This is a genomic window from uncultured Photobacterium sp., from assembly GCF_947039875.1.
Classification (GTDB): domain Bacteria; phylum Pseudomonadota; class Gammaproteobacteria; order Enterobacterales; family Vibrionaceae; genus Photobacterium.
In genome coordinates this window covers 19603-33472 of sequence record NZ_CAMRAN010000011.1, presented here as the reverse complement: position 1 = coordinate 33472, position 13870 = coordinate 19603, and the positions used below count along the sequence as shown (strand labels likewise).

Here is a 13870-nt window from a genome sequence, read left to right as displayed (position 1 = left end):
AACTCGAACCATTATGCGGCTTGAACTGATGTGACTAACGGTAACTGCAAGGTAAATGTGGCCCCTTGCCCCAGTTGTGAATCTAATATCAAACTACCGTGATGGGCTGATACCACCATCTGTACCACAGCCAGTCCTAATCCGGTGCCTTGTTTACGAGTGGTAAAAAAAGGTTCTAACACTTTTTGATGATGCTCTGCCGCAATTCCTGGGCCGTTATCTGTCACACTGAGTAATAGCATTTGATCCTGCTGTTGACAGCGCACTGCAACTCGGCAACCTTTGCCAGCCATTTGAATCGCATTAGTGATCAAATTACCCACCGCGCTCGCTAATGCATTTTCATTGCCCATTAAACGCAATGTTTCATCGTCGCAGTCAATGCTAAAATCGACATCATGACTCAAAACTTGGGCTTCTATCATTGCTTCTAAACTGTTGAGTAAACTTTCAATAGTAAATTCACTCACCACTTTATTGTCGCCACCTTTAGCAAATAACAGCATATCGTTAACTTGTTTTTCCAGATCATATAATCGATCCACCAGCTTAGTTTGAAAACGTGTTCGCGTGGTTGGAGTTAACCCTGATGATGCTAAATTAGCAGCATACAATAACGCACTGGCTAACGGAGTACGTACTTGATGTGCCAACGATGCAACCATTCGCCCTAACGACGACAAACGCTGCATTTCACTTAACCGTGACTGTAGCTGACGGGTTTCGGTTAAATCAGTGATCACAATAAGCTGCCCTGCCGCAGAAGCTGAAATAGCAAGCTTCACTTTACGGCCACTACGCAATGAAACCTCATGTCCATCATCATCTTGAGGTGCGAAACTACGTTGAATAATCTCTCCCCAACGTTGACCGATTAATGGTTCACCAAGTAACCGCAAGGCTTCTTGATTAGCTTCACTAATTACGCCCTTTTCATCCAATAAAATAACGGCAACAGGCATTACTTGTAATACTTGCTGATAACGCTCAACTTGCTGGTTTAACGCTAATAATGTTATGGATGAGTCACTCATGATTAATCTACTACGAACAACAATAGCAGTGATCATGCAAATAACATACCACTAATAAATCGTATTTATCATGCAGTTAGATAAACAATGGACGAATTGTTAATGTCATTTTTATGACACTAATAACACATTTGTGTTTGTGGACACCATTTTTAGCTTACGAGGATATATTTATTAGTAACTCTGCCTCTTCATCATGGCTGAGAGTTATATTTAGTGGGCATTGATTAAACGATTATGTTGAAAACAACATAAAAAAAGCCACCGCCAAATTAATGGCAGTGGCTTTTTTTATATTGAAAGCAAGTTAAGGTAAATTAACTGTCTTTCGATAATCCATATTTACGCATTTTTTCTACTAACGTTGTACGACGCATACCCAACATGTCAGCAGCACGTGCAACAACGCCTGATTGTGCATCTAATGCTTGGCGAATCATTTCAACTTCAAGTTCAGCCAGCATCTCTTTAAGGTTTAATCCTTCTGGCGGTAAGTCATTACCTAATGATGCGGTATCTGTTTCTTCAACCGCAAACATATCTGCTAACGCTTGCTGTTCTTGTTCTTCAATAGACATCATACTGCTTTCGGGCACAAAATCAGGAAGCTGGCTATAACGGTATTTTATTGGTAAATGATTAACATCAACCATTTCACCAGGATAAAGAATCGTTAATCGTTCGACCAAATTCGCCAATTCGCGAATATTGCCCGGCCAATCATGCAACATTAATGATGCAATCGCACGAGGTGTAAAGTGGATCCGTTTAGCACCTTCTGCTTCCATACGGGTAAGCAGCTCTTGTAATAATAATGGAATATCTTCGATACGATCACGCAACGCTGGCATGTCAATTGGGAATACATTTAAGCGGTAATATAAATCTTCACGGAACAATCTCTCGGCAATCATTTTATCCAGATCACGGTGGGTTGCCGCCACAATACGTACATTCGCTTTAATGGTTTGATTGCCGCCAACACGTTCAAAGCTACGTTCTTGCAATACGCGTAATAACTTCACTTGCATCGACATTGGCATATCACCAATCTCATCTAAAAATAAAGTACCGCCTTCGGCTAATTCAAATCGGCCTTTACGGGTTGAAATTGCCCCTGTAAACGCCCCTTTTTCATGACCAAATAATTCACTTTCAAGTAAATCAGCAGGAATAGCACCGCAGTTAACCGGCACAAATGGACCTTTGCCACGCTCAGAATGATAATGCACATTACGCGCAACCACCTCTTTACCTGTACCTGATTCACCTAAAATCAACACGCTAGCATCACAAGCAGCCACTTGTTCAACTAAACGACGAATATCACTAATAGCTGTACTGCGGCCAACCATGCTTCTAAATAGCATGCTCTTACGGCCCAACGATGGTACTTGGTGAGTACGCTTACCTAAATATTCTTGGCAATGACGAAAGGCATCGGCGAGTTGGTTGTAATGCAGAGGAAATTTAAGATCACCAATATAACTAGGCAATTCAGCCAATAACTCATGATGATTAGTTAATGCAACCACAGGGATCTGCGGATACATTTTCAGCATATCAATAATGCTATTAAGTCTTTTGGTATGGGTTATGGTTCCCAACAGGCACACACCCCATGGCTGTTCCCATAATGACACGGTTAAATCTTGTGATGCCAGCGCGTTATGATGTTCACCCATAAAGTTGAGGATGACACCTAAATCATGACGTTGCTGTGGATCGTCATCAATAACAAGCGTATTTACTAAACCGTGCATAGATGGATATTGCCTTTATAAGAGTACACCCTGACGGTATATTCAATGTAACGAATAGAACAACAATCAAGAAGAGAGTAGCTACATTGTAATTAATGTGCACCATAAGGCAATATTCAACGTATAAAAGCTGTGACACCAATACAAATAACAATGAATTTGATCAGGTTTTATGCCAATTAATGACTAAAAATGCTAAAAAAATAGTTATCGATAACACTGATAACGGTTACCGACAACAAAAAACAGTTAGTTAGTTTCAGTAAGATAGTGATATTCCGTTGGAATTTGATCCCAAGCTGACTTTATTTCACGCAGCATACCAATCACATCATCAATCGGCTGAGTCACATTTTCAGCATTTGCGCGGGAAATCTCGCTGCCCATAAAATCATAAAGTGCATCAAGGTTTTTAGCGATATCACCGCCATCTTCCATTGATAAACAATCGCGCAGACTTAGTACAATATCTAATGCTTTGGTTAAACGCTCACACTTAACCGCAATATTACCTTGTTCCATCGCTGCTTTGCCCTGAACAAGGCGTTCTATCGCCCCAGCGTATAACATTTGAATGATACGGTGCGGTGAGGCACTGGCGAGTTGTGCATTCACTGAAACTTGCTTATATGCCTGAAGAGAACCACGCATGTTGTTATCCTTTATTTAATAGCGAAACATTATCAATAAACATTGGTGTAGAGATTACTGGCCATGTTGTTGAATATTGCTGTAGAGCGATAATGATTTTTGACTTTTTTTCGATCGTACCAATTGCATACCAATACGATCTTTATGTTGTTGTAATAAAGCTTTCATGGCCTGAGTACGTGCAACAACGTCATCAAATACCGCCCGTGATAAATCCGCTTGTTTAAGCACAACTTCCACTTGCTGATGACGCAAAGCAACTAAGTTTTCAAGCTGCTGCGGAAAATCATCAGGGTAATCTTCCGCGAGTAATAATTGTTCGATTTGGTGTTCTAATTGGGTTAGTTGCTCTAATATTATGAGTGGCTGCATTAATATCCTTAATCAAACGACATCATCAAACTCATCATGCTACTGAGTTGATTATTCATCTGACCGATGGCTTCATCCATCGCTAAAAACTGTTTATAAGTACGATCTTCATAAGCGGCCATACGTTTATTAAGATCGGTCATATCATCGTCTAATGATTTTTGGCGCTCTTTTAACGTGTCTTCTTTAACAGACAATGAACCATCGGTTTTATCAGTAAAGCTGTCTAACAGCTTATCGGCTTTAGCTAGAAATCCCGTATCTTCTTGAGCAAAAAATTGGCCGATAACCGCAAAATTTTCACTGATAATGTCATCAAGTTTATCGCTGTCTTCTTCAAGCTCTAAGGTGCCATCACGCTGAATCGAAATCCCAAAATCAGACATTTGATACAGCTTGCCATTAATCTCAATCGGCTCATTGAGTAAGTTACGCATTTGGGTGGTCACTGAACGGGTTAAGCTATCACCGTTCAATGCCCCTGCCCGATTAGGATCACCTGGTTCTTTATCAGCATCAAAGCCAGTTAACTTATCAATGGTGCCCATTAAGCTGTTATAACTATCAACAAACGATTTCAGTGAATCTTTGGTGCTTTTCTCATCATTTTCGATAGTGATTTTTACCGATTTAACATCGATATCATCGGTTTCAGGGTCCTCGGAACCCGATGTGCCTGTGAGCTTTTTAAGATCTAACGTTACCCCTTCGATGACATCTTCAAAGGTGTTATTACTGCTGGTCACGGTGGTAAAGTTATCGATCATGATTTTGGCATCTTGCGCTGCCTGCATCTCATCAACTTTACTGTCCACCATGCCGTCTTTATAAGCAAGTGATGCTAATTGCCCCGTCATGGCAGAGGTATCAATCTCAATGGTATTTTTCTCACCGGTTTCTTTGGTTGAAAATACAATTTTTGAACCGCCTTCTTCACCAGTATTGATTAAGGTTGCGGTAACACCGGGGTTATCTTCAGCATTATTAATCGCATCAACCACTGACGATAAATCATCATTGTCTTCACCGATATTTAAGGTCATCGATTTATCACCGACCTTAATCACCATTTCGCCACTACCAAGAGAGGCTTCTGGATCAGCGCTAAATAGTTCTTTACCCATCAATTTATGTGATTGTGCCATTTGCTGAATGTTAATGTTATATACCCCACTTTTGGCTTTAGCAGTGGCTTTTATCGATAAATAATCATTGTTATCAGACGTGGCTTTTTGACCATTAAAGGCTTCATCTTTGCCAAACTTTTCTAGCATTGATTGCATTGCGCTGACAGATGATTTGACCTGACCATAAGCACTGAGGGAAACATTAACTTGTTTCTGCTGAGTGGTGATTCGATCCGCTTTTGGTTTACGTTCAGCAGCAACTAATTGCTGCGTCATGCCTGCAATATCTAGCCCTGATGCCATTCCGGCAGCACTTAACCCCATAGTTATGTCCTCTACACTGTTTTACTGATAGAGCCCAGAGCATGCTTGGCTAAATTTTTGTTTAACTCTAGCAATTCTTGTGCCGGAACTTGGCGAATCACATCACCGGTTTTATTATCAACAATGGTGGCTATCTGCTTGCCTGTTTCCTCATCTTGGTGGAAACGTAAACTGCGGTTACATCGTTGTAATACTTGTTCAATCTGCTTAATACGTTCTTGCTCTGCAATAGGATCAGGCGTAAATGAATTAAGCGGATTGTCATCAAGAGGGTGATTAACATCATCAACATCCGTTAACGCGGTTATCAATGGCAATGGCTTGCCGCTAGGTTGTAACTTACTATAAGTTGGATCAGATTTAGACTGATTAATAGTATTGACCGTCGCTGAAGTCGTACTATTTAGTGGTGTTGGTAGCACGGTATATTGTCCTGTTACAGCAGCAGTAGAAGTGATCGCCATAGCCAGTTCCTTGAGCATATTTGTTAGCGATTAAAATATAATAATGCCCTGCTGATAGTATCAACAGGGCACGATATTTAGAGCTGATTAACCTAGTAGGCTAAGTGCCGCTTGTGGAATTTGTTTTGCTTGCGCAAGGATAGAAGTACCCGCTTGTTGCAGGATCTGACCTTTGGTCATGTTGATAGTTTCAGAGGCGAAATCAACATCTTTGATACGGCTGTTTGACGCATTAACGTTTTCGTTGATGTTCGCCAAGTTGCTCATGGTGTGCGTCATACGGTTTTGGAACGCACCGATTTCAGCACGCTTTGAGTCGACTTGCTCCATTGCTGAATCAAGTACGTCAATCGCGTTTTGTGCGCCTTCTTGAGTTGATAGATCTAGGCTTGCTACAGATTCTGTTGTTTTTTGTGTACCAATCGTTAGATTACCATTAACTGGTTCTCCAGCCTCACTTGGCTTAGCTGCAGTTCCTTCACTTGGGTGACCTGTTGATGAAAATGAAATATCTTTTACATCAGTATCAATTTTAGCATTAGAAAAATCGACAGTAAAATGAGTATCATAAACTGCATCTTGTTTTTCAACACCATCAGTGCTCAGAATACCTTCTAAACTTAATGTTGTTGATGCAGCATCAGCCCCTTTCTTTAACTCTTGACCACCAACATTTACTGAAACATCTTCTGTCGATGTAACTAATGTTGCATCAACATTAATAGCTTCACCTGACGCTTTAGCGAATGAGAACCCTGCCGATAAACCGTCATCAGCACTACCGCTTGCAGACATTACAGTATCAGAACCACCTGCTTTTAATTGTTCGTTGATAGTTGCAACTAATGTATCCCTTGCTGTTTTTTCTGGTGCACCATCAGCAGCTGTACTATCGTTAACTACAGCTAATTGAGCTTGAGTTAACTCTATTTCAACGTCATCAACTGTTAACGTCAACTTATCACCAGCAACCATAGCCGCTGTAGTTCCAATTGTTACATCTAAAGTAGACTTTTTAGCTGTTGTTACTGCATCTTCAGTTTTAATCGCTATTTCATTAACTTCAATACCACTAAAACCATCAATATTATTTAATTTGTTCGCAAAGTCTTCTTTAGTCATGTCTTTTGTTACATCAAAAGAATGCTTAGTACCATCAACTTCAAGTTCAAATTTGCCTTTACCATGTTCATCACCTTTGGTCACTTGAATAGCTGAAGCATTAGTACCTTCAATACCATAACTTTCACGACCAATCGCATGTGCTGATACATCCATCAACTCTAGGCTTTGTGTTTCATTAGAGTTAGCGCCAATTTGGAAAGATTTTGAACCAAATGAACCATCAAGAAGGTTTTGGCCACCGAAACTGGTTGTATCAGCGATACGGTTCATTTCGCTTTGCAATTCCCCCATTTCTTTCTGCATTGCGTCACGGTCTTTATCAGAGTTTGAACCGTTAGCAGATTGAAGAGCTAGCTCACGCATACGCTCCATGATAGTGGTTGATTCTGACATCGCACCTTCAGCCGTTTGTGCCATTGACACACCATCATTAGCGTTACGCATTGCGACGTTTAGACCATTAGTTTGGTTGGTCAAACGGTTTGAAATTTGCAGACCGGCAGCATCGTCTTTTGCAGAGTTAATACGCAGACCAGATGATAATTTTGCCATACTGTCTGCAACACTGCTACTTGCACTGTTAAGGTTACGCTGGGCAGTCATTGCTGTTACGTTAGTATTAATTGTAATAGCCATAAAGGTGACACTCCTTGGTATGATCTTTCCCAGACGTGGTGCCGGGTTAAAAAGAGATTTAATTAACTTAGTGCTAAAGTTAACGGCACCTTTTGGCGAAGCTTTAGGATTATTTTTAGGTTTTTGTAGGCGAGGTTAACGCACCCCCGTCATTCCCTACAGTGAGGTTACGAACGCGATAGGGAATCTACTATTAGCGCGTTGTAGAATGAATGTGTTGCGGTATCTGTTAATAGGTTTTCACTGGCGTCTTTAAGGCTCAAGCACGCGTTGAGTAGATCACGGATAGCTTCGTCCCTCGACTTCCGAGATGACGCATAATGGTCTGCCACGGACTCTTTGTTCTGCTCTTCCTCGAAACTCGTCCCTGCTCTTACCTATATTCTGCTCTTCCTCGCCCCTAGCAAACTCGTCCCTGCTCTTACCTCTCACCCCTAAAAACCCTAAATATAATTAAACAATGACAATTGCTTGGTTTGCCCAAACGCTTGCTGCGAGGCTTGCAGCGCCATCATTTGTTGATTCATATCCATGATTGCTTTGCTGTAATCGAGATCTTCTAACCCACTTTGCGCCTGATTTAGGGTTAACTCAAAATCAAGATGCTGTTCTAACTGGCGATCGACCTGCTGCATAATGGTGCCGACTTCTGAACGCTGTTGGTTCATATGCACAAAACCACTGTCGAGATCATCAATCACTCGTTGTAAGTTTGCTTCTGCCGCAGGGGATGAGGTTGAACGCTCTGCGTTATCAATCGCACTCTGAATCGAATCGAAAATATTGATCGTTTGGGCTGGCTCTAAACTAATATTATCGCCACTGCTAATATCACCAAATTTTAAATTAAGGGTGGCACTATCGGCAGCTGCAGGATCTTTATAAACGATGCCTTGTTCTGAATCATAAGCTTGATTTTCAGCGACGACTTTGCCCCCAACGGTTAAATTATATTGCATCTCTTTGGTTGTTGTACCATCTGCAGCTGCGATATCAACTTCATTGAAACTTACTTCAATAGCTTCAGCTGAACTAAAATCACTGGTAGTCGCAGCAAGGAGATGCAGTTTAGAGCCATCGGTTAATCCATCAGCACCATCGCTAAAGACAGGTCGAAAATCACCGTAACTATTAGGGACATCAGTAAATAATTGATCCCCAGGTAAACTGGTTTTTACATTCACTGATTTATCTATTTGAGCATAACGTGACTGGCTATCGCCGTGATAATCCATGCTGCCATCAGTGGCTTCCATAAACGGCTTAGTGTCAGATTGATTACCCGCAAACACATAGTTACCGGCTTCATCACGGCTATTGGCTAGTTCAAGTAAGCCATCACGCAAGCTAATTAATTCATCTTTAAATGCAGTGCGGTCATCACTTGCCATCGCACCATTAATCATACCAAGTACTTTTTGCTTGGTTGCGCCAAGGTTATCTTCAACCCCAGAAATTGCGGTTTCCATGGTTTGCAGACGATTATTTGCAAGGGTGATGGCACTATTATATTGATCGATTTGAGTTAACTGTTGGCGGTAGTTTTGAATCGTTACCGATGACACTGGATCATCACCCGCTGTTTCGACCCGCTTACCACTGGATAATTGACCGTTAGTTTGATTCAGTTCGCCTTGCTTACGCATTAAGTTGGAGGTCAGATTTTGGTACTGACTGGCGGTTGAGACGCGATTGATCATGACAACTCCTCGTTATACTGCGCGCATTAAGGTATCAAAGGTTTCTTTCGCCACCGACATAATCCGTGATGACGCCATATATGATTGTTGGAACTTCATTAGATTAGCGGCCTCTTCATCAAGGTTAACCCCTGATAAATTCGACACTCGCTCTGAGGCTGAATCGAAATCAAACTGATTCACTTCACTTAATTTATCGGCATTTTTTTTGAGCATCCCAATATCAGTGGCTAAACCTTCAAATAAATCAATCACACTTGATTTACCGTCTGCCATGGTCTTTTGATGTTGGACTTGCTGCATCGCTAAGAAATTGCCATTACCACCTTGAGAGTTTTTAGCGCCCAGTTCAATTTCAAAGCTGTCGTTAGCTTGTGCGCCAGCAGATAAACTCATAACGGAAATTGACGAAGTAGCGCCCGTTTTAAAAGCAATGGTGGCGCCATTTTCAGCTGAATATTTATTATCCGCTAATTCAATATTGGTATTGGTTTTTAAGTCAGTAACGGTAACTTGATCGCCCGCGGCATTTAACTGTAATTGATAGCGCCCAGCTGCATTATCAGGTACAGCAGTCGCTTTGGTGATGGTTGCTGAGCCAAGATTGGATTCAGCCGCAATCGCGGTTAACTGACGATGACCCGCTAACCCACGAGGATCTGTCATTGCCAGTGAAATATCCGCGGCACCACGACGTAAAGGTTGAATAATGGTGGTTTCAGTTTCTCCAGCCATTAACGTGGGTGGTTGATTAATAGTGATTTCTAAGCCATCAACCTTCGCTTCAAATTTACCTTTTGCATTTGCTGTTAAGGCCGTTTTATTACCTTGTTGATCAATCAGCGTATGGCTGGTTGCATCACTGATTAATTGATAATCACCGATTTTAAGTTGATTAATATCATCAATTTTAACGCTAATATCACTACTGCTACCAAAGGGTTTAAGTGCCCGTTGCGACATCGTATTCGGACTATTAATATCATTGAACAACGCTTGTCCTTGCTGACCATTAAGATCAACACCTTGTTGTTGAAGATCGTTCATTTGCGATCCAAAGCCAAGCGCCATTTGTCCGAGTTGATCCAAACTCTTATCAATAACATCATCACGCACTGTCAGCATTGCACCTAAGCTGCCACCAATGGTGTCGCTTTTAATCGGTTTACTATTATTGCCATTAATTAACGCGATTTGTTTATTGGCAATATCAGGATCGCCATCGACTAATTTAAGTTGTGAAGCACTTACACCTGACACCAAGGTATCACCGCTACCAATTATTACCGTATTAGCTAAACTGCCTTTATCTGCCAACACGGTCACTTGCGTATATTGGGCTAATTCATTAATCAGAGTACGTTGTTGATCAAACAGATCATTACTGCCATCGCTGCTAGATTGTTGCTGCAAACTGGTATTGACCGCGGCAAGTTCTTGCCCTAATGCATTCACCCGCTCTAAAGAGACACTCAATTGCTGATTAACATCAGTACGAATATTGGTTAGAGTTTCATGGGCATTATTTAAGTTCACCGCGGCTTGATTGGCATGTTCCAGTACCGTTTGACGACTACCTAGATCATTAGGATTATCAGCTAAAGAGCGCACAGAATGATAAAAATCGTTCATACTGTTAACGCTATTAACGGCACTTTTAGAGGTAAAATCATCCAACATTGCTAAATGCTGTTGTTTAACATTAGCTTCTTCTAGTTGAGTGGTGGAAAGCGTCAGTTCGCGAGCAGCAAATTGATCATAAGCACGACTGACATTATCAATATAAGCACCAGTACCATAGTAACTATTACCATTCCATTGTGCATCATCGGCTTTTTGTTCAACAACTTGGCGGCTATATCCTGGCGTGTTGACGTTGGTAATATTATGGCTTGCCACATCCAATTGTTTTTGAGATGTGCGTAAGCCACTCACCCCAATTTGCATCAAATCTACCGCCATCGCCTGTTTGCTCCCCACTAAAATTCAAACCATTATCGGCAACAATCGTGCGATAACGCTACAGCCAACAAGCAAGATCTGAACCACTTTTAAATAAATTCTATCTTTAACGTCATTGTTTAAATAAATACTGTTAATTGGTATTTATTTACTTATACTTTTGCCGTTGCTGCCGATATAGATAAAACACCATCAAAAACAATGGCAAAACAATGGCAAAACAACCTCTAAAATAAAGGATATCGTTAATGAATATTTTACTTTCAGGACTGATTGGTTACGCAATAAAAGAAGTGGTGGTGCCACTAATCACCGATAGCGTTGATGATAAGCAAGATAAAAAACCAGTGTCTGATAAGGAAGTGGAAGGAGCGTTATTTGAGAGTAATGATCTGATCAAGATGGTATCAAGTCTAATTGATATTGTGGTGTGATATTTTTATTACGGTATTAACGATTCATTCTGCTATTGTTATCCCCCTTTGATCACTATTAACTTTGATTACTATTAACTTTGATTACTATTCCTAATCACAATAACCACGTATCACAATAAGCTCTGCACTTTTTTCATGACAGCTAACACCTTATTGCTGTAATTCGGATCAGTGGCATACCCTGCTTGATGAATTTCACGAATAAATTGCTGCGGCTGGTTACTGTGCGTTAATGCTTTTGAATAACGCGGGTTGTGCTGTAAGAAATTAACAAAATCATCAAAGCTATGTTGGTAAGAATCATAAGATCGAAACGCCGCTTGCTCTTGTACGGCAATACCATCATGAAATTCTAATGTCTTAGTGGCAACTTTTTGCCCCTGCCAACGCGGATCCGCTTTAATATTAAATAAATTATTGCTTGAACCCAGAGCATTATTAATCACCTTCTTTCCCCACCCAGTTTCTAATGCTGCTTGTGCAATCAATAATGACGGATCAGTACCTAGCGCACGTGCTGCACGCTGAGCATAAGGCTTCATATAACTCACAAATGCTTCTGCAGAGGAAAAACTTGTCGGTTCAGTTGGTTTTAGTGGTGATTCTGTGGTTATCGTTGGCTGTGTTTTGGCAATAACAGTGAGCATTGTTGGCTGTGATTGCTGCTTATCTGATGGACTCAGCTTACTGGCAGGTGACTCTGATAATGGCAACGCAATCACATCAGTATTAATTGGACGAATTAAAAACGGCTGCGGCTGTTGTTGTGGATATAAATCTGTTGTTGGTTGGTGCTGACTATTATCTTGTTGCTCACCACCTAACTGCTTAACAATCATATCTGCCAACCCAAGACTACCTGTGGTACTTAGCTGAGACGACATTTGTTCGTCATGCATTTGTTGATAAAATTTGCCATTATTACTGCTCATTAAATCGGATTCAAACGCACTATTGGCTTCACGCATCGATTTAAATAACATCTGCGTAAAAATAGATTCAAATTGAACCGCGGCCTCACGTAAAGAGCCTTTTTTATCCTCACCAATGCCTGCCCGTAGGCGATCAAGGCTACTTAAATCATGAATAAAACCAGGCTCTATTTGTTTCATTGCCGCTCTCTTAAATATCAGATAATAATTAACTGGCCTTCAATGGCACCAGCTTGTTTTAATGCTTGTAAAATGGCCATCAAATCTGATGGTGCCGCGCCAACTTGATTGACCGCTCGCACTAATTCATCCAATGTCACTCCGGGTTCAAATTTAAACATGCGTGCATCTGATTCATTAACGGTGATCTGAGAATTAGGCACCACCACTGTATCGCCACCCGCAAAGGCATTAGGCTGACTCACTTGTGGATTCTCTTTAATTGATACCGTCATGCCACCATGGGTAATTGCCGCTGGACGTAATTTGACATGTTGTCCGATAACAATGGTGCCAGTACGTGAATTAACAATGATTTTGGCTGAGCCTTCAGCAGGATCAAATTCCAAATTTTCCACGGTCGATAAAAACGCAACGCGCTGACTGACATCACGTGGAGCACGCACACGAATCGAAGTCGCATCGACAGCTGACGCCATTTGTGGTCCTAAAAATTGATTAATCGAATCGGACATTCGTTGTGCAGTGGTAAAATCAGACTCATATAAATTAAAAGTTAAATAATCACCACGGCCAAAGGGATTTGAAACTTCTTGCTCAACCATTGCACCATTAGTGATTCGACCAACGGTAGGCGTATTACCAACAACTTTAGAACCATCTGCGCCCTCAGCACTAAAACCGCCGACCACTAAACTGCCTTGTGCAATCGCATACACTTTACCGTCAAGGCCTTTTAGAAACGTTTGTAATAATGTGCCGCCACGTAAACTTTTCGCTGAACCAATCGAAGACACGGTAATATCAATGGTCTGCCCTTGTTTAGTAAACGCAGGTAAGGTGGCATTCACCGCAACTGCCGCGACATTTTTGGTTTTAGGTTTAGTACCGACGGGTAATTGAATCCCAAAATTTTGCAGCATTGCATTAAAGGTTTGCTCAGTAAAAGGGGTAGTTTCACCAGTTCCCGGTAAACCCACGACTAAGCCATAACCGACCAATTGGTTACTACGTACGCCAGCAACCGCTGCAACATCTTTAATACGTGCCGCCTGTACAGTTGTGGCGAAGAAAGTGAATGCCAGTAAACATATTGTCGAAATTCTCAAGCGATTCTCCAAGACAAGTTAAAACGATAAAGCAACCAACCTTATGCAAAGGCG

11 protein-coding genes and 2 pseudogenes are annotated in these 13870 nt (G+C 41.2%); 1 reads left to right on the top strand and 12 read right to left on the bottom strand.

Annotation, left to right across the window (positions count from 1 at the left end; all coding sequences use genetic code 11):
* Positions 1-11: 11 nt before the first annotated feature.
* The 10 genes and pseudogenes from Q0V26_RS05850 to flgK form a co-directional block, all read right to left on the bottom strand.
* Positions 12-1034: a PAS domain-containing sensor histidine kinase gene (locus tag Q0V26_RS05850; protein WP_297479201.1), complete on the bottom strand. Its 1023-nt coding sequence runs from the start codon at positions 1032-1034 to the stop codon at positions 12-14.
* A 317-nt stretch (positions 1035-1351) separates the two neighbouring features.
* Entirely contained in the window at positions 1352-2797 is a 1446-nt protein-coding gene (locus tag Q0V26_RS05845) for a sigma-54 dependent transcriptional regulator (protein ID WP_297479200.1), read from the bottom strand.
* A 249-nt stretch (positions 2798-3046) separates the two neighbouring features.
* Complete coding sequence (gene fliS / locus Q0V26_RS05840; protein ID WP_297479197.1) at positions 3047-3448, bottom strand: flagellar export chaperone FliS; 402 nt, start codon at positions 3446-3448, stop codon at positions 3047-3049.
* Positions 3449-3502: 54 nt separating this feature from the next.
* On the bottom strand, positions 3503-3820 hold the full coding sequence (locus Q0V26_RS05835; protein ID WP_297479195.1) for a flagellar biosynthesis protein FliS: 318 nt from the start codon (positions 3818-3820) through the stop codon (positions 3503-3505).
* An 8-nt stretch (positions 3821-3828) separates the two neighbouring features.
* Positions 3829-5271, bottom strand: a complete 1443-nt coding sequence (fliD, locus tag Q0V26_RS05830; RefSeq protein WP_297479193.1) for a flagellar filament capping protein FliD — start codon at positions 5269-5271, stop codon at positions 3829-3831.
* Positions 5272-5282: 11 nt separating this feature from the next.
* Entirely contained in the window at positions 5283-5735 is a 453-nt protein-coding gene (locus Q0V26_RS05825; protein WP_297479190.1) for a flagellar protein FlaG, read from the bottom strand.
* Between the two features lie 87 nt (positions 5736-5822).
* Positions 5823-6137 (bottom strand): annotated as a pseudogene (locus Q0V26_RS17870) (flagellin); the annotation flags it as partial.
* Between the two features lie 894 nt (positions 6138-7031).
* Positions 7032-7496, bottom strand: a pseudogene (locus tag Q0V26_RS17865) (flagellin); the annotation flags it as partial.
* A 443-nt stretch (positions 7497-7939) separates the two neighbouring features.
* Positions 7940-9196 carry a flagellar hook-associated protein FlgL gene (flgL, locus tag Q0V26_RS05815; protein WP_297479184.1) on the bottom strand — a complete coding sequence of 419 codons (1257 nt, stop codon included), beginning with the start codon at positions 9194-9196 and terminating at the stop codon, positions 7940-7942.
* A gap of 12 nt (positions 9197-9208) precedes the next feature.
* Positions 9209-11158 carry a flagellar hook-associated protein FlgK gene (flgK, locus tag Q0V26_RS05810; RefSeq protein ID WP_297479181.1) on the bottom strand — a complete coding sequence of 650 codons (1950 nt, stop codon included), beginning with the start codon at positions 11156-11158 and terminating at the stop codon, positions 9209-9211.
* A 248-nt stretch (positions 11159-11406) separates the two neighbouring features.
* Here flgK and Q0V26_RS05805 point away from each other — a divergent pair, with 248 nt between their 5' ends.
* Complete coding sequence (locus tag Q0V26_RS05805; protein WP_080156999.1) at positions 11407-11592, top strand: flagellar hook protein; 186 nt, start codon at positions 11407-11409, stop codon at positions 11590-11592.
* Positions 11593-11705: 113 nt separating this feature from the next.
* Here Q0V26_RS05805 and flgJ read toward each other — a convergent pair whose 3' ends face one another.
* On the bottom strand, positions 11706-12707 hold the full coding sequence (gene flgJ / locus Q0V26_RS05800) for a flagellar assembly peptidoglycan hydrolase FlgJ (protein WP_297479174.1): 1002 nt from the start codon (positions 12705-12707) through the stop codon (positions 11706-11708).
* A gap of 17 nt (positions 12708-12724) precedes the next feature.
* Entirely contained in the window at positions 12725-13816 is a 1092-nt protein-coding gene (locus Q0V26_RS05795) for a flagellar basal body P-ring protein FlgI (RefSeq protein WP_297479171.1), read from the bottom strand.
* Positions 13817-13870 lie beyond the last annotated feature (54 nt).